The organism is Paraplanobispora takensis, assembly GCF_016863195.1.
GTDB classification, from domain to species: Bacteria; Actinomycetota; Actinomycetes; order Streptosporangiales; family Streptosporangiaceae; genus Planobispora; species Planobispora takensis.
On the sequence record NZ_BOOK01000010.1, the window covers coordinates 249,804 to 273,117 of the forward strand.

Below are 23,314 nucleotides of genomic sequence, written 5' to 3' on the forward strand. Positions count from 1 at the left end.
AGAAGGGATCGGCGGCGGGACTCAGGAGACCTCGGCGACCAGCCGCTTGCGGAACACCCAGTAGGACCAGGCCTGGTAGCCCAGCACGAACGGCAGCGCGATCAGGCCGATCCAGGTGAGCATGCCCAGCGTGTACGGTCCCGAGGCGGCCTCGGCGACGGTGAGGCCGGGTAGCGGCGCGGGCCACAGGGCGCCGAACAGGGCGGCGCCGGTCAGTGCGATGGACGAGGCGGTGGCGGTGAACGCCCAGCCCTCCCGGCCGCGCCAGGTCAGGGCCACGGCGGCGGCCAGGAAGGCCATCGCGGCCAGGGCGCAGCCCCACAGCCAGGGGGAGGCGCCCCCCTCGGCGACGGCCGTACCGGCCGAGGGGATGCCGGACAGTGCCACCACCCCGGCGGGCAGCGCCACCACCGAGACGATCATGGCGGTACGGCGGGCGCGGGCGCGCACCGGGCCGGAGGTCTTGAGCGCGACGAAGACCGCGCCGTGCAGCAGGCACACCGACAGCGAGAAGACCCCGCCGGCCAGCGCGGCCGGCGCGCTGGCGCGGAGCAGGTCGGCGAAGACCGCCCCCCACAGGAAGGCCGGGAGGGCGCTGCCGGCCAGGATGCCCAGGTCGCACCAGGCCCGGTCGGAGGCGTGGTGCACCTTGCCCCGCCACTCCAGCCCGACGCCGCGCATGATCAGTCCTGCCAGGACCAGGACGACCGGCAGGTAGAACTCGCTGAGCAGCCCGGCGTACCAGGCGGGGAACGCGGCGAACATCGCGCCCACCGCGGTGATCAGCCAGACCTCGTTGCCGTCCCAGACCGGCCCGATCGTGCCGAGGACCTGCCTGCGCTCGGCCTCGTCGCGGGAGAGCGCCGGCGCGAGCATGCCGACGCCGAAGTCGAAGCCCTCCAGGACGAAGAAGCCGGTCCACAGGAACGCGATGACCGCGAACCAGAAAGTGGTGAGTTCCATCGTTACCGCCTCAGTACATCAGGGTCGGCTGGAGCATGACGGCCGTCCTGTCGCCGTCACCGGTACCGCCGGTCCCGGTGGGGGAGGCGGGCGGGACGGAGGGGGCGCGCTCGGGGCCCGCCTTGACGTGGCGGACGATCAGTACGGCCTCGGCCACCGCGAGCAGGCCGTACAGGAGGGTGAAGACCGCCAGCGAGACGGCCACCTCGGTCAGGCTGACGCCGGGGGAGACGCTCGCCGCGGTGAGCAGTTCGCCCTGGACGGTCCACGGCTGGCGGCCGATCTCGCTGAGCAGCCAGCCCGCGATCATCGCGATGAACGGCAGCGGGAGGGCCAGCAGGCAGGCCCGGGCGAACCAGGCCGGGACCTCGCGCGGCGGCCCCGCGGCGCGGCGTCGCAGTGCCCGCCCGCGCGGGGCGGGGTGCCCATCGGAGGAGGTGGAGGAGCGGCGGCGGGTGAGCCACAGGCCGAGGACCGACAGGCCCACCGCGGTCATGCCGAAGACGATCATCACGCGGAAGGACAGGTAGACCACCGGCAGGTTGGGCCGGTAGTCCTCGGGGCCGAACCGCTCGGTGTACTCCTCCTGGAGGTCCTCGATGCCGCGGACGACCGCGTTCGGGTCGTTGGTGGCCAGGAAGCTGAGCAGCATCGGCACCTCGACCCCCGGGACCGGGGAGAAGGCGGCGCCCGCCGTGTCGCGCTCCAGGCCCTCGGCGGCGGCCAGCTTCATGGGCTGCTGCTCGTACAGGAGCTTGCCCGACAGGTCGCCGCTGCCGGCGACGACCACGCCCGCGAGCGCCGTCATGACCAGGGCCGCCCGCATCGGCGTGCGCCACATGCTCACGGTGAGATCGGCGCCGCGCCGCATCGGGACGGTCCGGTCGGGGTCGGCGGTCCGGCGCTCCTTCAGCACCCGGTAGCCGCAGACCGCCAGCACGAACGTGCCCGCGATCACGAACGCCCCCGCCACCACGTGCGGCACCTGGGCCAGCGCGGTGGAGTTGGTCAGTACGGCCCACAGATCCGTCATCCGGGCTCTGTCGCCTCCTGGGCCGCCCGTCACCTCGTACCCCACCGGATGCTTCATCCAGGCGTTGGCGGCCAGGATGAAGTAGGCCGAGAGGTTGGAACCGATCACCGCGGCCCAGATCGTGGCCAGGTGCACGCGCTTGGGCAGCTTGTCCCAGCCGAAGATCCACAGACCGAGGAAGGTCGACTCCAGGAAGAACGCGAGCAGCGCCTCCAGGGCCAGCGGGGCGCCGAAGACGTCGCCGACGAAGACCGAGTACTCACTCCAGTTCATCCCGAACTGGAACTCCTGCACGATGCCGGTGACCACGCCCATCGCGAAGTTGATCAGGAAGATCTTCCCGAAGAACTTCGTCAGTCTCAGATACTGCTCCTTGCCCGTACGGTGCCAGGCGGTCTGCAGTCCGGCCACGAAGACACCGAGGCCGATCGTCAGCGGTACGAACAGGAAGTGGTACACGGTGGTGACCCCGAACTGCCACCGTGCCAGGTCAAGCGCCTCCATGCTTACCCCCGCGGGTCTGAAGCTCTACAAGCCGTAGTTCTACTCCTAGTAGTACTACGGCTTGTAGAGCAATGGGCGGGAGCGGTGCCGCGAGCTGATGCGATCTTTGTCACACGGCCCGTTTCGAGACCGCACTTCTCTGGCGGGCCAGATCGTCCCCTCCGGCTCGCGGCACCGGTCCTTCTTCCCTGGGCCGGGGGCGCGCCCCGGCCGTCCCGGCGAAAAGAGCTGGCGGCTCCGCCTGCCGGGAGGGCGCTTCCGGGTCCGCCAGGCTCCCGGAAGCGCGTGACTTCATGGTGGTGCAGACGGTACGGGCGGCGCGTCCGCCGCTCGGGTGATTCCGGGGTAGGCCGGACGGCGGACATGATCACTCGGCTTGCAAGTGCGGTTACGGAGCGCTGTAAGCGCCCATAAAGCGCGGATAAAGGACCGACAAGGGGGTTGCAAGCACACCCCGTTATCAATGAGTCACGCCCAGGGGGGATCCGGCAGGGAGCCGGTCCGAGGGGCGTGAGGGAGAGAACGACAATGAAGCGACTGACCATGGGCCTGCTGGCCGCCACCGCCACCGCCGCGACCTTCGCGCTCGCGATGCCGGCCTCCGCCCAGGCGGCCACGCCCGCCACGGCGTCCGCCACGGCCAGCTCGTCCGGCTACGACTACGACGACTACTGGGGCCCCGTCTACTCGCACAACTACAAGGCCAAGGCCAAGGGCTGGATCGGCGTCGAGTGGGACCACCACCAGGAGTCCAACGAGGTGCACGTCCGGGGCAAGCTGTACGACCTCGACCACCGCACCTACGGGCAGGGTGGCAAGTGCGCCTACGTGAAGATCCAGGCGCACCGCTTCGACGACCACCACGGCTACTGGGCCGAGAGCGAGTACTACAAGTACTGCGGCGCCGGCGGCTACAAGAAGTTCCACTTCTCCAGCCACGACGTCGACGGCGTCCGGGCGAAGGTCTGCCAGATCGGCCTGTACAGCAAGTACCCGACCCGCTGCGGCGACTGGGAGTACCTCTACACCGCCGAGAGCGAGTGATCACACAGATCCCGGCCGCGGTCCGTTCCCAGGGAGGGGGGAACGGGCCGCGGCCCATTTCCGCGGGCGGCATCGTCAGCGGATGACGCCGGCCGCCTTGAGATAGGCGTCGAGGTTGCCGATCTCGAAGCCCCGGCGCTTGATCTTGTTGACGAGGACGCGGAAGTCCCGCGACAGGTTCGGCCGGAAGTGCAGCAGCAGCACGTCGCCGGGGCGGAGCCTCTTGTCGGGGACCTGATAGGCGATCTTGCCGCCCGGCTGCACGGTCGCCGTCCACAGCAGCAGCGCCTTGAGGCCGCAGGCCTTGGCCGCCCGCCGGGTCAGCGCGTTGTGGTTGCCGAACGGCGGGCGCAGCAGCTGCGGCGCGGTCCCGGTCTGCCCGCGGATCAGCCTGGAGGCGCCGCAGATCTCGGCCCGCTGCCCCTCGTAGCCGAGGGCGTGCAGGTCGGGATGGGTCAGCGTGTGGTTCTCCACCGTCGCGCCCGCCTCGCGCAGGCCCCGTACGTAGTCCCACTTCCCGGCGCCCAGGTATCTGCCGCCCTGCGCGGTCGGGTCGGCCGCGCCCCGCGCCTCGACGGCGTCCCGGGTGACGAAGGCGGCGACGGGGATCCGCCCGTCGCGGACCTGCCTGACGAAGCCGGGATCCTGCTCCCACCCGTCGTCGATGGTGAGGAAGACGACCTTCCGCTCGGTCGGGATGGAACTGATCACCGGCGGCAGCCCGTCGGCGGGCCGGGGGATCCGCCCCACCTCACCCGGTTGCGGCAGCGCGCCGGGCGGGCCCGCGGGCCCGGACGGCGAGGCGGACGGCCGGCCGGAACCTCCGGCGGCCTGCGGCGACCTCTCGACGGCCGCCCCGGAGCCGCGCTCCGCGCCGATCGCGCACCCGGCCGACGACAGGGCCACGAGTACGGCCGCCAGCCCGATTTGCCATGATTTCTCCCCAGCCACGGGCGACCATCCTGCCAGGAACGGAACACTGGTCCGGCATCCCTCCGGCGCTCGTATCCTCGCTGCCATGAGCTTCAGCGGCACTCCGAGACCGCCTTTGCGCTGGTACCACGCCGAGACCGACCTCGACGACTTCGCGATCGTCAGCTACCGGGTGCCGACCGGCGCGCTCGCCCGGCTGCTGCCCGAGGGGTTCGCCCCGGTGGAGTTCGCCTTCGCCGACGGGGAGACGGCGGCCATGGTCTCCGCGGTCGCCTTCCGCGACCGGGACTTCCACTTCCGCTTCTTCCCGCCGGCGGCGATCGACTGCGGCCAGATCAACTACCGGGCCTACGTCACGGCCGGCGGCCGGGAGGGCGTGTGGTTCTTCGGCACGAGCCTGGACCACCCCCTGGTCGCCGTGCCGCGGCGGGTGTGGGGGATGCCGTGGCGCCGCGCCCGCATCCGGATCTCCGCGCAGTGGGACGCCCCGCCCGCCCGCTGGCGGCTGTCCGGCGACGGGGCGCACTGCGAGGCCGCCGAGCTCGACGCGCCGCCCGGGAGCCTGGACGGGTTCACCGGCGAGAGCCACTGGATGGCCATGCTCACCCACCCGACCGTCGGCTGGTACCGCCGCCGCGACGGCCGCGTGGGCACCTACAGCATCTGGCACCCGCCGATGCGCCCGCGCCACCTGGCCGCCGCGTCGGCCGGGTTCCGCCTCTTCGAGGAGCTCGGCCTGACCACCCCCTCCTCGACGCCGCACTCGATCCTGGCCCAGGAGCGCATCCACTTCGACATCCACACCCCGCCGCGCCTGCTGCGGCGGTGACGGGACGCGGGGGAAGTCCGGCGCGGCGACCTCTGATCGAGCAAATGCTTGATTGTGGATTGTCCGCAGGGGCCCGGCGGATGAGGATGGGCACAACGCGTCCCGGGAGGCCTCGATGCAAGTTCCCGCACGGTTCGAGTACGAAAGGGCGCAGAGCGTCTCCCACGCGCTCGCCCTCCTGGACAGGCACGGCCCCGAGTCCCGGGTGATCGCCGGCGGGCACAGCCTGCTCCCGATGATGAAGCTCCGGCTGGCCCGCCCCGAGGTGCTGATCGACATCAACGACCTGGCCGAGCTGTCCTTCCTCGGGGTCGAGGGGGACGAGTTGGTCGTCGGCGCGCTGGTACGGCACGCGCAGCTCCTCGCCGACCCCACAGTGGGGCGATTTTTCCCGATATTTCATGATGCAGAGCGGGTGATCGCCGATCCCGTGGTCCGCAACCGGGGCACGGTCGGCGGTTCGCTCTGCCAGGCCGACCCCTCGGAGGACCTGTCGGCGGCCTTCGCCGCGGTCCGGGCCACGGCCGTGATCCAGGGGCCGGACGGCGAGCGCGAGGTGCCGATCCGGGAGTTCCACCGCGGGCCGTACGAGACGGCGGTGGAGCCCGGTGAGCTGCTCACCCGGCTGCGGGTGCCGCTGCGCCCCGGTGCGGGGAGCGCCTACGAGAAGGTCGAGCGCCGGGTGGGGGACTGGCCGGTCGCCGCGGCCGGGGCGCAGCTCCGGCTCGACGGCGGGGTGATCGCCGAGGCCGGGATCGGGCTGACCGCCGTCGGCGCCGAGCACTTCGCCGCGCCCGGGGCCGAGGAGTACCTGACCGGCCGGGCCCCCGGCGAGGAGGCGTTCGCCGAGGCGGGCCGCATCGCCGCCGAGGACTGCAACCCGCAGGCCGACCAGCGCGGGCCGGTGGCCTACAAGCGGCACCTGGCCGGGGAGCTCGTCCGCCGCGTCCTGACCCGGGCCGCCGGACGGGCCGCCGGACGGGCCGGGGACCGGCAGGCAGGGGAGTGAGCATGCAGATCACCGTGACCGTGAACGGGCAGCCGTACACCCGGGACGTCGAGCCCCGGCTGCTGCTGGTGCACTTCCTGCGCGACCACCTGGCGCTGACCGGTACCCACTGGGGCTGCGACACCTCCAACTGCGGCGCGTGCGTGGTCCATCTGGACGCGACACCCGTCAAGTCGTGCACCGTGCTCGCCGTGATGTGCGACGGGCACGAGGTCACCACCGTCGAGGGGCTGGAGCGCGACGGCGAGCTCGACGCCGTGCAGAAGGGCTTCGCCGAGTGCCACGGCCTGCAGTGCGGCTTCTGCACGCCGGGCATGATGCTGACCGCCCGCTGGCTGCTGGACAACGATCCCGACCCGGACGAGGGCCGCATCCGGGAGACGATCTCCGGCCAGCTGTGCCGGTGCACCGGCTACGAGAACATCGTCCGCGCCGTCCGCTGGGCGGCCGGGCACGAGGCGGGACGCGCCGCGGCGGGCGAGGGCGCGCGCGAGGGGACGAGGACATGACCCAGGACACGAGCGGGACCACGACCCCCATGGGCTTCGGCCGGATGCACCGCAAGGAGGACGCGCGCTTCATCCGGGGCCGCGGCACCTACGTCGACGACGTCCGGCTGCCCGGCATGCTGCACGGCGCGATCCTGCGCAGCCCGCACGCCCACGCCCGGATCCTGTCGGTCGACGCCTCGGCCGCCGAGGCCTACCCCGGGGTCAGGGCGGTGATCACCGGTGCGACCCTGGAGACGCTGAACCTGGCCTGGATGCCGACCCTCTCGGCCGACGTGCAGGCCGTACTGGCCACCGACAAGGTGCGCTTCCAGGGGCAGGAGGTCGCGTTCGTGGTGGCCGAGGACCCCTACACGGCGCGCGACGCGGTGGAGCTGATCGACGTCGGGTACGAGCCGCTGGAGCCGGTCGTCGACGCGCGCCGGGCCCTGGACGCGGACGCCCCGGTGATCCGCGACGACCTGGAGGGCAGGACCGGCAACCACATCTTCGACTGGGAGGCGGGCGACCGCGCGCAGACCGACGCGATCTTCGAGCGGGCCGAGGTGACGGTCGCGCAGGACATGCTCTACCCGCGCGTGCACCCCGCGCCGCTGGAGACCTGCGGGGCGGTCGCCGACTTCGACAAGGTCACCGGAAAGCTCACCGTCTGGTGCCCGACGCAGGCCCCGCACGCCCACCGCACGCTGTACGCGCTGGTGGCCGGGCTGCCCGAGCACAAGATCCGGGTGATCTCCCCGGACATCGGCGGCGGCTTCGGCGGAAAAGTCGGGATATATCCGGGCTATGTCTGCGCGATCGTCGGCTCCATCGTCACCGGCAGGCCGGTCAAGTGGATGGAGGACCGCTCCGAGAACCTGATGAGCACCGCCTTCGCCCGCGACTATCACATGCGCGGGGAGATCGCCGCGACCCGGGACGGCCGGATCCTGGCCCTGCGGGTCAAGGTCGTCGCCGACCACGGCGCGTTCAACGGAACCGCCCAGCCGACCAAATTCCCCGCGGGCTTCTTCGGCGTCTTCACCGGTTCCTACGACATCGAGGCCGCGCACTGCGAGGTCACCGGCGTCTACACCAACAAGGCCCCCGGCGGGGTCGCCTACGCCTGCTCCTTCCGCATCACCGAGGCCGTCTACCTGGTCGAGCGCATGATCGACGTGCTCGCCTGCGAGCTGGACGCCGACCCGGCCGAGCTGCGGATGAGGAACCTGATCCGCCCCGAGCGCTTCCCCTACACCTCGCCCACCGGCTGGGAGTACGACTCCGGCGACTATCCCCGGGCCCTGCGCCTGGCCCTGGACATGGCCGGCTACGACAAGCTCCGAGCCGAGCAGGCCGAGCGCCGCCGCGGGGACGGGCCGCAGCTGGGCATCGGGATCAGCTTCTTCACCGAGGCCGTCGGCGCCGGCCCGCGCAGGCACATGGACATCCTCGGCCTGGGCATGGCCGACGGCGCCGAGCTGCGCGTGCACCCGACCGGCAAGGCCGTGCTGCGCGTCTCCTGCCAGTCGCAGGGCCAGGGGCACGAGACCACCTTCGCCCAGATCGTGGCCGCCGAGCTGGGCATCCCGCCGGACGACGTCGAGGTGGTCCACGGCGACACCGACCAGACCCCCTTCGGGCTGGGGACGTACGGCTCCCGCTCCACCCCGGTCTCCGGCGCCGCGACCGCGATCGTGGCCAGGAAGGTCAGGGAGCGGGCCCGGCTGGTCGCCGCGGCGATGCTGGAGGCCTCCCCGCAGGACCTGGAGTGGTCGGTCTCCGAGACCGGGGGCCGCTGGTCGGTCCAGGGCTCGGCCGGGCACGGCAGGAGCATCCAGGAGATCGCGATGGCCGCGCACTCCAACCTGGAGCTGCCCGAGGGCGTCGAGGGCCACCTGGACGCCGTGACCGTCTACAACCCGCCCAACCTGACCTATCCCTTCGGTGCCTACGTCTGCGTGGTGGAGGTCGACCCGCGGACCGGGCAGGTCAAGGTCCGCCGCTTCGTGGCCGTGGACGACTGCGGCGTGCGGATCAACCCGATGATCGTCGAAGGACAGATCCACGGCGGTCTCGCCGACGGGGTCGGGATGGCGCTGATGCAGCTGATGGCCTTCGACGAGGACGGCAACCACCTGGGCGCGTCCTTCATGGACTACCTGCTGCCGACCGCGCTGGAGTGCCCGTCGTGGGAGCTGGGCGAGACCGTCACGCCGTCCCCGCACCATCCGATCGGCGCCAAGGGCGTGGGGGAGTCGGCCACGGTCGGCTCGCCCGCCGCGGTGGTCAACGCGGTGCTCGACGCGCTGCGGCCGTACGGCGTGCGCCACGCGGACATGCCGCTCACCCCGGCCAACGTGTGGAGCGCTCTGCGGGGCAGCCCGCTCCGCACCGACCTGGCGATCACCTGATCGGGGGCGCGACGGCTTCGCGGACGCGACCGACGGAGGAGGACCCGTGAGCGAGTTCCTGGGCATGCCGGAGCCGCGCGCCCGCACGGCCGGGCACGCCCACCGGGACGCCGCGCCCGGCGGGGAGAACGGCCGGCGCGACGTTCCGTCCGGCGCGTCCTCCTCCACCGGACCGCTCGGGCCGTCCGGCCTGGTGGAGCGGGCGGACTCGCTGCGCGCCGGGCGGGAGCCGTACGTGATGGCGACGGTCGTGCGCGCCGCGCGGCCCACCAGCGCCAAGCCGGGTGACCGGGCGCTGGTGCTGGCCGACGGGACCATCGAGGGCTTCGTGGGCGGGCACTGCGCCACCTCCACCGTTCGCGCCCAGAGCCTGCGGCTGCTGGAGGACGGGAGCTCGACCCTGCTGCGGATCACTCCTGCGGCGGCGGAGCCGTACGAGGAGGAGGGGCTGGTCGCGGTCGGCCAGCCCTGCCTGTCCGGCGGGACTCTGGAGATCTTCCTGGAGGCGGTGCTGCCGCCACCGCTCGTCCGGGTGCACGGGGAGGGCCCGATCGCGCTGGCGCTGCGGCGGGTCGGCGCCGCCCTCGGCTACCAGGCCGAACCGGCCGGCGGCCCGCCGGCGCCGGACACCGCGGCCGTGGTGGTGGCCTCGCACGGGGTGGGGGAGATCCCGGTGCTGACGGCGGCCCTGCGCGCGGGCGTGCCGTACGTCGGCCTGATCGCCAGCCGGCGCCGCGCCGCGGCCGTGCTCGCGGAGGTGGAGGGGGGCGAGCGGGTGCACGCCCCGGCCGGGCTCGACCTGGGCGCCCGCACGCCCGGTGAGATCGCGCTGTCCGTCTACGCCCAGATCGTCGCGGAGCGCTGAGGCGGGCGGGGGCCGGATCGCGGCGGGCTGAACCGCCCGGCGCATCGGCCGGATCGAGGCGGGACGGGGCAGGCCGGGCCGGACCGGGGTAACCGAACGGCGTTCTCTCGGTTTCCGCCCGCGGACGCCGCCCGTCTGGTTATGATCACGCCTGGCCGCCCGCACTTCCCCCGAGACGGAGCCTTCATGGCCGAGACGAACCCCCTGCCCTGGACCCCGCCGGAGGGGGAGATCCCCAAGATCGACTCCACCGTGCCGCATCCGGCGCGGATCTACGACTACTGGCTCGGCGGCAAGGACCACTTCGAGGCCGACCGGGTGGCGGCGGAGCAGGTCATCGCCGCCGTCCCCGAGGTCCGCGACACCGCCAGGGAGAACCGCGCCTTCCTGGGACGGGCCGTGCGCCACCTCGTCGAGAACGGGATCACGCAGTTCCTCGACATCGGCACCGGCATCCCCACGCAGGGCAACACCCACGAGGTGGCCCAGCGGGCCCTGCCCGGGGCGCGCGTCGCCTACGTCGACAACGACCCCATGGTCCTGGCCCACGCACGGGCGCTGATGACGAGCACACCGGAGGGCAGGTCCACCTACGTCCAGGCCGACCTGCGCCACCCCGAGAGCATCATCGATCACCCCGAGGTGCGCTCCACCATCGACTTCGACCGGCCGGTGGGCATCCTGCTCGTGGCCGTCCTGATGTTCATCAAGGACTCCGAGGACCCGATCGGCCTGGTCAAGCGCATCACCGACGCGGTTCCCGCGGGAAGCTACCTGGTCGTCTCGCACGTCAGCCAGGACCTGCTCAGCCCCGAGGCGGTCCGGCGCACCCTCCAGGTCTACAACCGCGCCTCGGCCACGATGACCATGCGCACCCACGGGGAGATCAGCCGGCTCTTCGACGGCTTCGAGATCGTCGACCCCGGCGTGGTGGAGGTCTACCGGTGGCGTCCCGAGGAGGAGATCCCCGATTTCCCCACCGCGGTGTACGCCGGAGTCGGCCGCAAGCGGTGAGCCCGGCGGTCCGGGAGCGCCGTCCGGGCGGCAGGGACGGGCGGGAAGATCCGACGGACACACCCCAGGGCTGACAATCCCCGGACACGCCGGAGGGCAGATGTTGCTCTTATCCCCGTGGCCGGGAACTCTCTAGAGTGCTGGGCGTGAAGGTCGCAGGCAGCGCCGTGCTCGGCATCGACAGGGATCGTGTGTGGTCCGCGCTCCAGAACCCCGACGTGCTGGTGCGCACGATCCCGGGGTGCGAGCGCCTGGAGGAGACGGGGCCCGACACCTACCGGATGACGGTCACCGCGGGAGTGGCCTCGATCAAGGGCGTCTACCAGGGCGAGGTCGCCCTGTCGGAGCCCGAGGCCCCCCGGCGCTTCGTGCTCCGGGCCAGGGGCCAGGGCGCGCCCGGCACCGTGGACGCCACCGTGGAGGTGCGCCTCAGCGAGGTCGACGGCGGCACCCGGATCGACTACGACGCCGACGCGGTGGTCGGCGGCATGATCGGCGGCGTGGGCCAGCGGATGCTCAGCACGGTGGCGAAGAAGACGGCGGGGGAGTTCTTCTCCGCCGTCGAGAGCCACCTGGTCTCCGGCGTCTCCGGCGTCTCCGGCGTCTCCGGCACCTCCGACGTCTCGGGCGTCTCCGGTGGGCAGGCCCCGGTGCCCGAGACGGCCCTCGCCGTACCCGGAGCGGCCCGCGCGGCCGCCGCGCCCGAGGCGCCCGCGGAGCAGGTGCGGGTCTTCGAGCGCCCCGCCCCGCCCGCGCGCCAGGGCGTGCCGGCCTGGACGGTCGTGACGGCGTTCGGGATGGGCGCGGGCATCGCACTCGGCAGCGCGGTGATCGGCTGGCTGCTGGGCCGCGCCGGCCGGAGGCGCTGACCTCGGGACCGGCCCTCGCGATTGGGGATCTTCCGGCGTAACGTGACGGGTATGCGCGAGGCACGTGCTGAGGATGCCCGGAACGAGGCCAGACGACTGATTCGTGATCTTCTGGGAGAGGAACGGCCATCGGCCGGCGTCCTGCTGCGTGAGGCCGCGACCGAGTTGGGCGCGGACCGCGTCGAGCGCTGCGCCGAGCTCGCCCGCGGTGCCCCGCTGACCCGTCGGTCCGCCGAGCTCGCCTCGCTGGCCGGGCTGCTGGTCGGCACCCGCGAGCTGGGGGAGCAGTGGTGGCGGCAGGCCAGGGACGGCAAGCGGCCCGCGCCCGACGAGGTCCTGCGCGCCGCCACCGCCGTCGATCCCTGGGCCGACCTGACCGTGCTGGAGATGCTGGCCGCCTGGATCGCCGACGACTCCGCGGACGAGACCTGGGGCAGGCCGGGCGCGGTCACCGACCTGAACTCCTGGCAGGCCGAGGACCAGATCGCGCTTCCGGCCGGTTCCGTACCCGGCCAGCGGATCGTGGTCGCCTTCGACGCGGGCGGGCGGCTCGACGCCGTGGTGATCCGCCGCCCCGACGAGGACCTCGGTTCGAACCTGGACTTCAACTCGCTGCGCTACTCCCCGCCCGCCGAGGCCCAGTGGAGCTGGGGCGTGGCCGCGGGCCTGGGCCCGCACCCCCTTCGGGAGGACCCCGACCCGTACGCGCAGCCGGTGGACCCCGCCGCGGCCGACGCCCTGCGCGTCTGGGCCCTGCGGCACGGCGCCACCGCCGAGCAGACCGGGCGGGAGTGGCGGGTCAAGGGCGACGTCGTCGCCGCGATCGAGCGGGTCGACTGGATGTGGCGCAGCGGCGAGTGGTTCGCCTGGTGGCGCGGGGTCGCCGCGCTGGTCGACGGCGACCCCCTCCAGCTCGCCGCCCGCCTAGAGGAGATCGCCGCGGCGTCCTGAGGGGCCGGTCTAGCGGCGGGCGATCAGGGCCGCGACGCCGTCGAGGATGCGGGCCAGGCCGAAGTCGAGGGCGTGCGCCGGGTCGGTGGCCCCGTTGTGGGCCTGGCCGGCGGCCTGGCCGACCCGGGAGGCCACCGGGAAGCGGGAGGCGTCCATGACCTTCTCCAGGGCGGGCGCGCTGGCCAGCCACCACTCGGTCTCGCTCATCCCGGTGTTCTGCTGGACCTGCTCCAGGCTCGCCCGGACCCGGGCGGTGCCCTCGACGTGGGTGAGGATCAGGGTCAGTACGGAGTCCATCTCGATGTCGGACAGGCCGATGCCCTCCAGCGGGCGCAGCTCGGCCTCGTATTTGAGGGACGCGTTCGGGCCCACCACCGGCCGGGCGGTGACGATCTGCAGCATCCAGGGGTGGCGCAGGTAGAGGTCCCAGTTGCGTGCGGCGACGAACTCCATCGCCCCGCGCCACCCGCCGGGCTGTGAGGCCGGGGCGTCCACGTCGTCGTAGAGCTGCCCGTAGGCGGTGTCGATCATCAGATCGGTCAGCTCGGTCTTGCCCGGAACGTGCGTGTAGAGGGACATCGTGCCCACTCCCAGCCGCTCGGCGACGCGGCGCATGGACAGGGCGTCCAGGCCCTCGGCGCCGGCGATCCCGAGGGCGGCCTCGACGATCGCGCGCACCGTCAGGCCCGAACGCCCCGCCTTGGTGTGCGAGCCCCACAGCAGCGCCACGCTGCGCGCCGGGTCGCCGCCCGAACTCTTCTTCCCGTCCACCGGAACAAACTCCCCACCCTCGGCGTCATACGTATCGTATCGTGTTCCGTACGATGTACCGTACAGAGTACGGTGGAGTCGTGCCGATGCCGGCCGTACGGCGCGCGCCGACGGGGCGGCCGGTGGAAGGAAGGGCGAAGGTGGAAGACGAGGAGAGTGCGATCACTGCGCGGGACGTGCGCAAGAGCTATCCCGGCGCCCCGCCGGAGGCGGGACTGAACGGGTTCGACCTGCGGGTCGCCGCGGGGTCGGTCTGCGGGCTGCTGGGGCCGAACGGCGCGGGCAAGACCACGGCGATCCGGATCCTGTCCACGCTGCTGGAGATGGACGGGGGCCGGGCGAGCGTCGCCGGGTTCGACGTGCGGACGCAGGGACGCAGGGTCCGCGAGCGCATCGGGCTGGTGGGCCAGTACGCCGCGGTCGACGAGATCCTCACCGGACGGCAGAACCTGGTGATGTTCGGCAGGCTGAACCGCCTGCCCGCTCCCGCCGCCCGGCGCAGGGCGGACGAGCTCCTGGAGCGGTTCGCCCTCACCGGCGCGGGGACGAGGCCGGTCGGCGGCTATTCCGGCGGCATGCGCCGCAGGCTCGACCTGGCGGCGAGCCTGGTCGTCTCACCGCCGGTGCTGTTCGTCGACGAGCCGACCACCGGCCTGGACCCCGCGGCCCGCCAGGAGGTGTGGACGGCCGTCCGCGAGCTGGTGGACGCGGGCACCACGGTGCTGCTGACCACGCAGTACCTGGAGGAGGCCGACCGGCTGGCCGACCGCGTCTGCATGCTCGCTGCGGGCAGGGTCGCCGCGGAGGGCACCCCGGAGGAGCTCAAGTCCGCCGTCGGCGGGGACCGGATCGAGATCGTGTTCTCGGGCCCCGCGGACACGCAGGCGGCCCTGCCCGTCCTGGCGCGGGCCGCGTCCGGCGAGCTGAGCGTCGAGACGGCCGCGTACCGCGTCGGCGTTCCCGTCGCCGAGCGGACCAGGGCTCTGGTCCGGGTCGCGACCGCCCTGAACGAGGCGGGCATCGAGCCGGAGGACATCACGCTCCGGCGTCCCACCCTCGACGAGGTCTTCCTCCGCCTGACGGGGGACGACAGGACGGAGGCGCGCGTATGAACGCGGCCGTTCAGCCCCGGTCCGCAGGCCCGCTCCCGGCCCGGTCCGATGACTCGCCGCCGCTCAGGTTCGCCCGGGCGCTGGCGGACTCCTGGACGATCACTCTGCGCGACCTGACCCACTGGGCCCGGCGGCCCGGCACGGTCGTGGTCGGCTGGGTCTTCCCCGTCATGATCGTGCTGATCTTCGGCGGCCTGTTCGGCGGGGCGATCGAGGTGCCGGGCGGGGGCGACTACTTCGAGTTCCTGATGCCCGGCATGTTCACGATGACCATGCTCTTCGGCCTGGAGACCACCATGATGGCGGTGACCACGGACGCCGCCCGGGGGGTGACCGACCGGTTCCGCTCGCTGCCGATGAGCTCCTCGGCCGTCGTACTGGGCCGGTGCGCCGCCGACATGCTCAACTCCGTCGTCGGCCTCGCGGTGATGACGGCCGCCGGACTGCTGCTGGGCTGGAGCTGGCACGGCGGGGCCGGTGCGGCCCTGGCCGCCGTCGGGCTGCTGCTCCTGCTGCGCTTCGCCCTGTTGTGGGTCGGCATCTTCGTCGGCCTGGCCGCCGGGGGACCGGAGACGGTCAGCGCGGTCCAGATCCTGGTCTGGCCGGTCGGGTTCCTGTCCGGCATCTTCGTGGACGCCGACACCATGCCCGCCTGGCTCGGCGCGATCGCCGAGTGGAACCCGCTGACGGCGACGGCGTCGGCGACCCGCGAGCTGTTCGCCAACCCCGGCATGGGTGCGGACTCCTGGGTCGAGCAGAACGCGGTGCTCATGGCGATCGTGTGGCCGGTGCTGATCACCGCCGTCTTCCTCCCGCTGTCCGCGCGCACGTTCAGGAAGCTGAAGGCCTGAGCTTTCCGGCCGGTGACCTGCGGGGGCCCGGAATGAGCGGGCCCCCGCCGCGGTTGCACGCCTACGTGAAGGTTGAGATCTATTCCGATGTCGTGTGCCCCTGGTGCTACATCGGCCACACCCGATTCGCCCGCGCCGCCGAGCGCTACCGGGCCAAGGGCGGGCAGGTCGAGGTGGTGCTGCGGCCGTTCCAGCTCGCGCCGGACGCCGAGTCCAGGGGAGAGCCGCTGATCGATTGGCTGGCCGCCAAGTTCGGCGGGCCGGAGCGGGCCGGGCAGATGATGACGCGGGTCGTCTCCGCCGGGGCCGAGGACGGCCTGGAGCTGAACTTCGACCGGGCGGTGCACGCCAACACCTTCGAGGCGCACCGGCTCATCCGGCTCGCCGCCGAGCAGGGCCGGGGAGAGGAGATGCTCGAACGCCTCTTCCGCGCCCACTTCACCGACGGGCTCGACATCGGCTCGGCCGAGGTACTGGAGAAACTGGCCGGCGAGCTCGGCGTCCGGACCGGCTCCGCTTCCGGTTCCGGCGCGGGGGACGGACGGGACGGCGCGGCGGACGTCAGGGAGGACCTGGCCGGGGCCCGCGCCATCGGCGTCACCTCCGTCCCGCTGTTCCTGTTCGAGGGCCGGTTCGCCGTCTCCGGCGCCCAGCCCGAGGACGTCCTGCTGGCCGCGCTGGAGGAGGTCGCCGAGCGGACGGGGCAGACCCCGGCCGCGCAGGCCGGGGACGGCTGCGACGACGATCACTGCGCGGTCTGAGCCGCGCGGACGCCCGCCCGGGACGCCCCCCGGACCCGGGCCCGGTCCCGGGACGTGTAAGGCCCGGACCGGGATGCCTCCCTGCCCGGGGCCCGCCGGAATCGCCGGCGGGCCCCTCCCGTTGTGATGAGCGGAAAGCGACGAGGGGAAGGACGACCGTGCAGCGAGCCGCGCAGGCAGGGCTGACAGCCGTGGGGGCCGGGGCGATGATCGTCCTCGGCCTGGACCTGGCCTACCTGGCCGAGGTCAACCCGATGCGGCGGACGATCAGCGAGCACGGGCTCGGCGAGCACGGCTGGCTCTTCTCCCTGGGCGTCGGCCTGCTGGCCGCGGGTTCGCTGGCGATCGGAGCGTCGCTGGTGGGCCGCAGGCTGACGGCGATCCGGTCGCTGGGGAGCCTCGGGTTGCTCGCGTGGAGCGCCGGGCTGCTGGTGACGGCCTGGTTCCCCAAGCACGACTGGTCCGTCGGGCCGAGCCTCAGCGGGAGCATCCACCGGGCGGGCAGCATCGTGGCGTTCCTCAGCCTGCCCATCGCGGCGTTGATCATCGCCAGGCCCTGGCGGCGCCATCCCGAATGGCGCCTGCCCTCCCTGGCGGTGTCCGCGCTGGGGCTGGGCTCGGTGCTCTGGCTGCTGGGCATCGCCGGGGCGATCGTGTTCGCCGAGCGCAGCGGGCTGGCCTGGTGGCAGGTGATGCCGCTCGGGCTGGTGGAGCGGGGACTGGCCGTCACCGAGGTCGCGGTGGTGGCCGCGCTGGGGATCTGGGCGGCCCGCCGCGAGGGGGTACGGCTCCCGCGGGGCCAGGCGGGACCGGGTCAGGCGTCGCCGAGGTCGCCCGCGCGATAGTGGCGCCGGCACAGCACCTGATAGCGGATCGGGTCGGCGCCGGTGTCGCCGATGACGACCTGCTCGCCGGTGCGGACCATCCTGCCCTCGACCACCCGGGCGTTCAGCCGGCCGGGACGGCCGCACCAGCACAGGACCTCGACCTGCAGGCGGCTGATCTCGTCGGCCAGCTCGAACAGGCGCTGGGCCGCGGGGAACATCTGCGAGCGGAAGTCCGAGGCCAGACCGAAGGCGTAGACGTCGATGCCGTGCTCGTCGGCGAGGTCGGCCAGCTGCTCGATCTGCTCGACGCCGTAGAAGCAGGCCTCGTCGCAGATGACGTAGTCGATGGGCTTGTGCGCCAGCACCAGCCCCACCAGGTCGAGGCCGTCCTCGACCTCCACGGCCTCGCTGCCCAGGCCGATCCGGCTGGTGACCCGGGCCCCGCCCGAGCGGTCGTGCTTGGTCAGTACGAGCCCGCGCCTGCCCTGGCGGCCGTGGTTGTAGTTCATCTGCAGGGCCAGGGTGGACTTGCCGCAGTCCATCGGGCCGAAGTAGAAGCGCAGCACCCCGTGCCGGGTTCCGGCGGGGACAGCGGACAGCGCAGACAATTCGGTCACGGGGCGCCAGCTTAGCGGGTCCGCCGCAGGTGTTTGAGCACGTGTGCCCTTGGTAGGAATCACAGTTCCCACGCCGGTCAAGGTTCAGCGTGGCTTGTTTCCGTAAAGCGTGGGAGATTCTTTTTGCCCGACCGAACCTGGGAGAACCCGTGACGACTACCAAGACCTCCGCCCCCGCCGCCGCATCCGCCGCCGCAAAGCCCGTCCCGTCGGGGGCGGTGCCCGCCGCGGTCCCGCCCGCCCCGGCGCCCGCGTCCTCCCATGAGAGCACGGAGATGCCCGCCGCACTCGCCGCGATGATGACCGAGGACGAGGCTGTCGCCGCCCAGGCGGAGGCGGCCCGCTGGCGGTACGGGTTCTACGTGGTGCTGACCGGATTGATCGTCATCCTGGTCGGCTTCGTAGTGATCGCGATGCAGGGCGGCGAGGGAAGCGCCCCGTTCGCCGGCCTGGTCGGCGTCTCCGGTGCGATCATCGGCGCCTACTTCGGGGTCCAGGTCGGGCAGTCCGGCAAGGCCCGCGTCGAGGCCGAGCTGCGCCGCGCCAACGAGATGGCCATCCGGCTCGCCGCCAAGATCCACGCGCACGACGCCGACGCGGTGATCAACTCCACCATGGGTGTCCGCCGCCGCTGACCTCCTGATCGAGAAGGCGTCTTCCGGGCCGCGGCGGCCGGATCAGTGGTCGGCGTGGTAATGCCACGAGATCTGCTGGTCGCTCAGCTGGGTGGGATACACGGCCACCTCGTCCATGCTCCCGGTCAGATAGTCGCCTGCCGGGCGGTTCGGCCAGCCGGCCAGGGAGGCGCCGCCCCACCGCCAGTAGCCGGTGGGAACGGACACGGGCGTGACCGCGGCCCGGGAGGCGACCAGGACGCCGTTGACGTACAGCTTCATGCCGCCGGTGCCAAGGCTGGCCGCCACGTGCGTCCAGGCACCGGTGGTGATCGCGGCGGGGCTGCGGATCGTCGTGTAGGCGCTGCCGGCGCCGAAGCTGAGCCGTCCGGCGTTGTCGACGTAGAGCACCCGGTCGCTGGTGCCGTCCGGCAGGGGCTTCATGGCGGTGTTGAACCCGATCACCTGCCCGCCCGAGCCCCCGGCGGCTTTGACCCAGCACTCCAGAGTGAAGGCGGCCGGGCCGGCGAAGGGGGTGGGATTGTAGGCGGCGTAGGCGTTGTGGACGCCGGTGAAGGCCATCGCGGTGCCGGTGCCCAGCCCCTGCTGCGCTCCCTGCAGCGCGCCGATCGCCCGGGCGCCCATGGGGACGACCTCGCCGGCGGGTTCCCGATCCTGGTACAGGTCGCGGATCTGGACGGCGGGCAGCGCCGCCTGATACAGCCGGACCCGGTCGACCAGGCCCTGCCAGTAGCCGGTCGGGCTCCCGCCGATCAGCCGGTAGCCGACGACCAGGCCGTTCGCGGCGTTCCAGGGGGTGCCGCCGAAGGTGGCGGTCCTCTCCAGCGTGCCGTTGACGTACAGCGACATCCGTTTGGCGGTCGCCTCGAACACCCCCGCTAGGTGGACCCAGGTGCCGGTCTGAATGGTGGTGGTGGACTCGGCGGCGCTGACACCGGTGCCGGTGTCGGAGGTGGCCATGCGCAGCCGCCACTTCTTCGTGGCGGCGACGGCCTGGAAGGCGAACACGCTGTTCTGGGTGCCCTGCTGGGCCAGCGCGTGGTGGTCGGTGGTGATGTCGGCCAGGTTGACCCAGGCGGCGGCTGTGAAGTCCTCATCGGTGCGCACCGGCGAGGCACCGGAGACGCGGTCGCCCGTGCCGTTGAGGGAGATCGCGTTGCCGTTGCGGCCCGCGGCGAACGTGCCGCCGGTGAGGGTGCCGGTGCTGCCGTAGCCGGAGGAGTCGGCCGTGGTGGCGGCGCCGGCGGACTCGTCGAACTCCCATCGGGTCTTCATCGAGTCCCGGTGGATCCCGGTTATCTCGCTGGAGCCTATCGCGCGGCTGTACACGCGGACCTCGTCGACCATGCCCTTCCAGTACCGGGCGTAGGCGCCGCCGCTCAGCACCCGTCCCACGGTCAGCGGCCCGGCGGCGTTCCAGGACGCGGTGTGGTCGACGGTGTGCTCCTGGACGCCGTTGACGTACAGGGAGAGCTTGCCGTTCTCCCGGTCGCGCACGGCGACCAGGTGCGTCCAGATCCCCACCCGCGGGACGCTGGAGGAGTAGGCGCGGATCGCGGTCACGGTGTCGGCGTCGACGCTGGTCATGCGCAGCGCCCAGCGGTCGAGGGAGGCGGAGTATTGCAGGGCGAAGCCGCTCTGGCGCTCGCCGTCCTGGCTGACCGCGTAGCGGTCCTCGGCCTTGTCCTCCAGGTACACCCAGGCGGAGACGGTGAAGCTCCGGTCGGTGCGCACCGCCGGGTCGGTGCCGACCACGACGTCGTCGGCGCCGTCCAGACTGATCGCGCCGGCTCCGCGCCGGCCGGGGGCGGTCCAGGCGGGACCGGTGGCCGGGGGCGAGGCGGTGGCCGTCCCGTTCATCAGGGTGCCGGCGTTGGCCCCGCCGGAGGAATCGGCGGCGGTGGCGCCGGCGGACTCGTCGAACTGCCACCAGGTCATCGGCCCGTTGGTGGGGCCGTTGTAGGTGCCGGGCCGGTCGGCGGCGCCGGCGTCGTCGGCGGTGGAGGCGGAGGCGCCCGAGGGGCCCTCCCCGCTGCGGTGGTGGAGGTCCGGCCCGTCGCCGCTCACCAGGGTGGGGTAGGTGGGGAACGACGCCGTCGCCCGGTCGCCGGCCGAGGTGGCGCCGGCCGTGGCGGTGAAGGACGCGTGCGTGCCGCGCAGGCCGATCAGCAGTCCCGTCAGCAGGACGACGGCGACCACTGCGGCGAGTGGCGCACGACGAGCCCGCGCACCCGACGGACGTACGGGCCTGCGGTGCCGACCGGCGAATGTGGACATGCTCCTGCCTCCAGTTGGGATCTCCTGAGCCCGGGATGAGATGGCGCCGGCCGGTTCCCCAGCGGGGGAAGGCCTCAGGCGGCGCGCCGGGCCTCCCAGGTGAAGATCGCCTGCGCGACCTGGCCCTGGGCGTCGTCGCTGACATCGGCGGGTAGCAGCCACGACAGCCGGTATCACTTGGCGGTGTTCCGCGTGGCGCCGTCCCATCCGCCCAGGCCGGTGCTGATCAGCACGCTCAGGGCCACCACGGCGCTGCGGGATCGGCGGCGGCGGGGCTCGTCGGGCAGTGGGTTCTTCTCGCGACCGGAGTCGGTGTCCATACCTCTGTTATCGGCGGCGCCGGCCCCGGCTGAAGGCACCGGGGCGGGAATCGTCCGCCGGTGTGGGCAAGGACGCCAGAGCCAGCGCCAGCAGCGCCGCCAGGGCGAGCTTTCCGAGGGCGCCCTCGTGCAGCCACAAGGAAGGCAGCCCGACGTAGGGGATCAGCAGCCGGGGCAGGCCGATGACCGAGGAGGCCGGCACCGGTGTGGAGTCGGGGCCGGGATTGGCGTCCCCCTTGGTCGTCAGGGAGCCCCCCGGCTCCAGGGCGACCACCCGGTGGATCAGTGTGGTGCCGGGACGGGCCGGATCGTCCACCAGCACGATCTGCCCGGGCCTGACCGCTGAGGCGTCCGCCGGCTGGACGAGCACCACGTCCCCGGGGTGCAGCTTCGGCGTCATCGAGCCCGACAGGATCACCTGGCTGTGCCACCCGAACAGCATCGGGACGAGCGACGCCAGCATCAGGATCACAATCACACCGCGCACCGTCCGCACGGCGAGAGCGGCCGCCGGCCACGCCGCCCCGACCAGCGCGCGCACGTCCGGACGGCCGGTCGCGGGGAATGCTGCGTGTGTCGTCACGATCTCACCGTTCTTGTCGGGTGGGCGGCGGTGTCCCATCGGCCGTGACGTCGCCGAACTGAAGCGAACTCTCACGTCGGGTCTTCCCCGGCCGATGGAATCTCGTTATGAGGCAGCCGACCGGTGCGCACCGGAAACCACGGGCAGGGCGAAGGGCCGCGGGCAGGATCGCCGTCGCCGTGGCGCTGGCCGCGGCCATGCTGTCGGCGCGCGGGTCCTACGCCGGCTTCGAGGTGCTGACCGCCACCGAGCCGAACACCTGGACGGCCGGGACCGTCGACCTCAGCGTGGCGCCGGCCTCGCTGCAGCTGTCGATCGAGGGCGCCATCCCCGGCAGCTTCGGCAGCACCTGCACACGGGTCACCTCCACCGGCAGCCTCCCCGCCCAGGTACGCCTCTATCTCAAGGGCGCCGACCTGGGCGGGGACGGCCTGGCCTCCCATGTCACCCTGCGGATCGACGAGGGCACCGGCGGCAGCGCCGACTGCGGTGACTTCGTCCGCACCGGTACCGTCTACAACACCGCCGGCATGAGCGACACCGCCAAGACCGTGGCCGGCTTCAGCGCTGTCGCGCACGACTACGCCACCGGCGCCGGCTCCTGGAACGCGGCCCCCAATGACCAGCGGTCCTACCGGTTCTCCTGGCAGCTGCAGGACGACAACGCCGCCGCGGGACGGACCCTGACGGCGAGGTTCACCTGGGAGGCGCAGAGCCTCTCACTCTGAGCCCTGAGCCCTGAGACCCGGCTCGTCACCCTGCTCGTCCATGTCCTCCGAGAGCCCGGCCGGGACGGTCAGGCCGTCTGCGGGACGATCGGGCCCTCGCTGGCCTGGACCAGGACGAAGCCCTGGCCCCGGAAGGCGAGCTGTACGGCCTCGCCGCTCCCGCGGCCGATGAGCGCGCCCGCCTTGAAGGTGCGGTTGACGCCCACCTGCAGCCCGGCGCTCCAGCACACCGCGGACTGGCCGTCGGCGAAGGTCGGCGCCTGGGAGGTGTCCAGCAGCACCGGCGCGCCGTACGCGGTGACCGCCACCCAGCCGGTGCCGGTGATCGTGGTGTTGAACAGGCCGCCGGCGGCGACACCGGCGCCCTGCACCCGCTGGATGTCCCAGGTGAGCTGCGGGTCGAAGGCCAGCAGGTTGCTCCCGTTGACGGTGAGTGCCTCGTTCTGCAGATAGAACAGGTGCACGTCCTGGGCCTTGTCGGCGAGGAAGAGCATGCCCTGGCCGCGCACGCGCATCAGCGGCGTGCCCTCGCCGGTGACCATCTTCTTCAGGAACCGGCCCATCCCGCCGGAGCCCTCGTAGTCGAAGTCCATCTGGCCCTGGAACGCGACCATCGACCCCTGCCGGGCGAGCACCTCCCCGTTGAGCTGGACCCGCAGCATCTTGTTGTTCTGCTGGGCGAAGTGGCCGGGAGCCTGGCCCTGGTCCAGGTTTCCGAAGAACGAGCTGAGCACGGAGGCTGCCTTTCGGGGTCGGTGGGGACGTCGCACCATGCGGGACGTCGCACCATCAAAGACGCGCGCGGCGGGACGGGAGTTCCTCAAGGCGCCGCCGGAGATCGCCGGGGATCGCCGAGGTTGCCAAGGATCAAGGCGAGCTTCGGCAGAGTCCGCCGATTTGCCCGATCGGCGCGACT

At 72.6% G+C, this 23,314-nt stretch carries 24 protein-coding genes; 15 read left to right on the forward strand and 9 right to left on the reverse strand.

The window, feature by feature from the left end; genetic code table 11:
* Window positions 1–21: 21 nt before the first annotated feature.
* Entirely contained in the window at window positions 22–963 is a 942-nt protein-coding gene (gene cydB / locus Pta02_RS08655) for a cytochrome d ubiquinol oxidase subunit II (RefSeq protein ID WP_203874165.1), read from the reverse strand.
* A 10-nt stretch (window positions 964–973) separates the two neighbouring features.
* Window positions 974–2,500 carry a cytochrome ubiquinol oxidase subunit I gene (locus Pta02_RS08660; protein WP_203874166.1) on the reverse strand — a complete coding sequence of 509 codons (1,527 nt, stop codon included), beginning with the start codon at window positions 2,498–2,500 and terminating at the stop codon, window positions 974–976.
* A gap of 528 nt (window positions 2,501–3,028) precedes the next feature.
* Here Pta02_RS08660 and Pta02_RS08665 point away from each other — a divergent pair.
* Window positions 3,029–3,544, forward strand: coding sequence for a hypothetical protein (locus Pta02_RS08665; RefSeq protein ID WP_203874167.1), 516 nt, complete (start codon window positions 3,029–3,031; stop codon window positions 3,542–3,544).
* 75 nt (window positions 3,545–3,619) lie between these two features.
* On the opposite strand, the gene Pta02_RS08670 is transcribed toward Pta02_RS08665, so the two are convergent.
* Window positions 3,620–4,495 carry a polysaccharide deacetylase family protein gene (locus Pta02_RS08670; RefSeq protein ID WP_239129929.1) on the reverse strand — a complete coding sequence of 292 codons (876 nt, stop codon included), beginning with the start codon at window positions 4,493–4,495 and terminating at the stop codon, window positions 3,620–3,622.
* A gap of 67 nt (window positions 4,496–4,562) precedes the next feature.
* Between Pta02_RS08670 and Pta02_RS08675 the strand changes: the two genes are divergently transcribed.
* The 8 genes from Pta02_RS08675 to Pta02_RS08710 all read left to right on the forward strand — a co-directional run bounded on the left by Pta02_RS08675 (window position 4,563) and on the right by Pta02_RS08710 (window position 12,916).
* Entirely contained in the window at window positions 4,563–5,306 is a 744-nt protein-coding gene (locus tag Pta02_RS08675) for a YqjF family protein (RefSeq protein WP_203874169.1), read from the forward strand.
* Between the two features lie 115 nt (window positions 5,307–5,421).
* Complete coding sequence (locus Pta02_RS08680) at window positions 5,422–6,315, forward strand: FAD binding domain-containing protein (protein ID WP_203874170.1); 894 nt, start codon at window positions 5,422–5,424, stop codon at window positions 6,313–6,315.
* A 2-nt stretch (window positions 6,316–6,317) separates the two neighbouring features.
* Window positions 6,318–6,824 (forward strand): (2Fe-2S)-binding protein, encoded by a 507-nt coding sequence (locus Pta02_RS08685; RefSeq protein ID WP_203874171.1) that lies wholly within the window; start codon window positions 6,318–6,320, stop codon window positions 6,822–6,824.
* Window positions 6,821–9,217, forward strand: a complete 2,397-nt coding sequence (locus Pta02_RS08690) for an aerobic carbon-monoxide dehydrogenase large subunit (protein ID WP_239129932.1) — start codon at window positions 6,821–6,823, stop codon at window positions 9,215–9,217. The genes Pta02_RS08685 and Pta02_RS08690 overlap by 4 nt, the downstream gene beginning before the upstream one ends.
* Window positions 9,218–9,263: 46 nt before the next feature.
* Window positions 9,264–10,082, forward strand: coding sequence for an XdhC family protein (locus Pta02_RS08695; RefSeq protein WP_203874172.1), 819 nt, complete (start codon window positions 9,264–9,266; stop codon window positions 10,080–10,082).
* Window positions 10,083–10,268: 186 nt separating this feature from the next.
* The gene (locus Pta02_RS08700) at window positions 10,269–11,096 is read left to right on the forward strand and encodes an SAM-dependent methyltransferase (protein WP_203874173.1); all 828 of its coding nucleotides are present in this window, start codon (window positions 10,269–10,271) and stop codon (window positions 11,094–11,096) included.
* Between the two features lie 146 nt (window positions 11,097–11,242).
* Window positions 11,243–11,965 carry an SRPBCC family protein gene (locus Pta02_RS08705; protein WP_203874174.1) on the forward strand — a complete coding sequence of 241 codons (723 nt, stop codon included), beginning with the start codon at window positions 11,243–11,245 and terminating at the stop codon, window positions 11,963–11,965.
* A gap of 51 nt (window positions 11,966–12,016) precedes the next feature.
* Window positions 12,017–12,916, forward strand: a complete 900-nt coding sequence (locus Pta02_RS08710) for a hypothetical protein (protein ID WP_203874175.1) — start codon at window positions 12,017–12,019, stop codon at window positions 12,914–12,916.
* Between the two features lie 9 nt (window positions 12,917–12,925).
* Here the strand turns inward: Pta02_RS08710 and Pta02_RS08715 are convergent, their stop codons facing one another.
* Entirely contained in the window at window positions 12,926–13,687 is a 762-nt protein-coding gene (locus Pta02_RS08715) for a TetR/AcrR family transcriptional regulator (protein ID WP_203874176.1), read from the reverse strand.
* A 140-nt stretch (window positions 13,688–13,827) separates the two neighbouring features.
* Here Pta02_RS08715 and Pta02_RS08720 point away from each other — a divergent pair, with 140 nt between their 5' ends.
* The 4 genes from Pta02_RS08720 to Pta02_RS08735 all read left to right on the forward strand — a co-directional run bounded on the left by Pta02_RS08720 (window position 13,828) and on the right by Pta02_RS08735 (window position 17,256).
* Window positions 13,828–14,799 (forward strand): ATP-binding cassette domain-containing protein, encoded by a 972-nt coding sequence (locus Pta02_RS08720; RefSeq protein ID WP_203874177.1) that lies wholly within the window; start codon window positions 13,828–13,830, stop codon window positions 14,797–14,799.
* The gene (locus tag Pta02_RS08725) at window positions 14,796–15,650 is read left to right on the forward strand and encodes an ABC transporter permease (protein WP_203874178.1); all 855 of its coding nucleotides are present in this window, start codon (window positions 14,796–14,798) and stop codon (window positions 15,648–15,650) included. Before Pta02_RS08720 ends, Pta02_RS08725 begins: the two co-directional genes overlap by 4 nt.
* A 32-nt stretch (window positions 15,651–15,682) precedes the next feature.
* A complete protein-coding gene (locus Pta02_RS08730; RefSeq protein WP_239129935.1) occupies window positions 15,683–16,411 on the forward strand; it encodes a DsbA family oxidoreductase in 729 nt (242 codons plus the stop codon).
* Window positions 16,412–16,569: 158 nt separating this feature from the next.
* Entirely contained in the window at window positions 16,570–17,256 is a 687-nt protein-coding gene (locus tag Pta02_RS08735) for a DUF998 domain-containing protein (protein WP_203874179.1), read from the forward strand.
* Here the strand turns inward: Pta02_RS08735 and Pta02_RS08740 are convergent.
* On the reverse strand, window positions 17,226–17,855 hold the full coding sequence (locus Pta02_RS08740) for a thymidine kinase (RefSeq protein WP_239129939.1): 630 nt from the start codon (window positions 17,853–17,855) through the stop codon (window positions 17,226–17,228). The genes Pta02_RS08735 and Pta02_RS08740 overlap by 31 nt on opposite strands.
* A 149-nt stretch (window positions 17,856–18,004) precedes the next feature.
* Here Pta02_RS08740 and Pta02_RS08745 point away from each other — a divergent pair, with 149 nt between their 5' ends.
* On the forward strand, window positions 18,005–18,490 hold the full coding sequence (locus Pta02_RS08745) for a hypothetical protein (RefSeq protein WP_239129942.1): 486 nt from the start codon (window positions 18,005–18,007) through the stop codon (window positions 18,488–18,490).
* Between the two features lie 42 nt (window positions 18,491–18,532).
* Here Pta02_RS08745 and Pta02_RS08750 read toward each other — a convergent pair whose 3' ends face one another.
* From Pta02_RS08750 to Pta02_RS08760, 3 genes are all read right to left on the reverse strand, one after another.
* Complete coding sequence (locus Pta02_RS08750; protein ID WP_203874180.1) at window positions 18,533–20,689, reverse strand: LamG domain-containing protein; 2,157 nt, start codon at window positions 20,687–20,689, stop codon at window positions 18,533–18,535.
* 251 nt (window positions 20,690–20,940) lie between these two features.
* On the reverse strand, window positions 20,941–21,087 hold the full coding sequence (locus Pta02_RS08755; RefSeq protein ID WP_203874181.1) for a hypothetical protein: 147 nt from the start codon (window positions 21,085–21,087) through the stop codon (window positions 20,941–20,943).
* 7 nt (window positions 21,088–21,094) lie between these two features.
* Window positions 21,095–21,670, reverse strand: coding sequence for a signal peptidase I (locus Pta02_RS08760; RefSeq protein WP_203874182.1), 576 nt, complete (start codon window positions 21,668–21,670; stop codon window positions 21,095–21,097).
* A gap of 107 nt (window positions 21,671–21,777) precedes the next feature.
* On the opposite strand from Pta02_RS08760, the gene Pta02_RS08765 reads away from it, so the two are divergent.
* Complete coding sequence (locus Pta02_RS08765; protein ID WP_203874183.1) at window positions 21,778–22,398, forward strand: hypothetical protein; 621 nt, start codon at window positions 21,778–21,780, stop codon at window positions 22,396–22,398.
* A 68-nt stretch (window positions 22,399–22,466) separates the two neighbouring features.
* On the opposite strand, the gene Pta02_RS08770 is transcribed toward Pta02_RS08765, so the two are convergent.
* Window positions 22,467–23,132, reverse strand: a complete 666-nt coding sequence (locus Pta02_RS08770) for an AIM24 family protein (RefSeq protein WP_239129944.1) — start codon at window positions 23,130–23,132, stop codon at window positions 22,467–22,469.
* Window positions 23,133–23,314 lie beyond the last annotated feature (182 nt).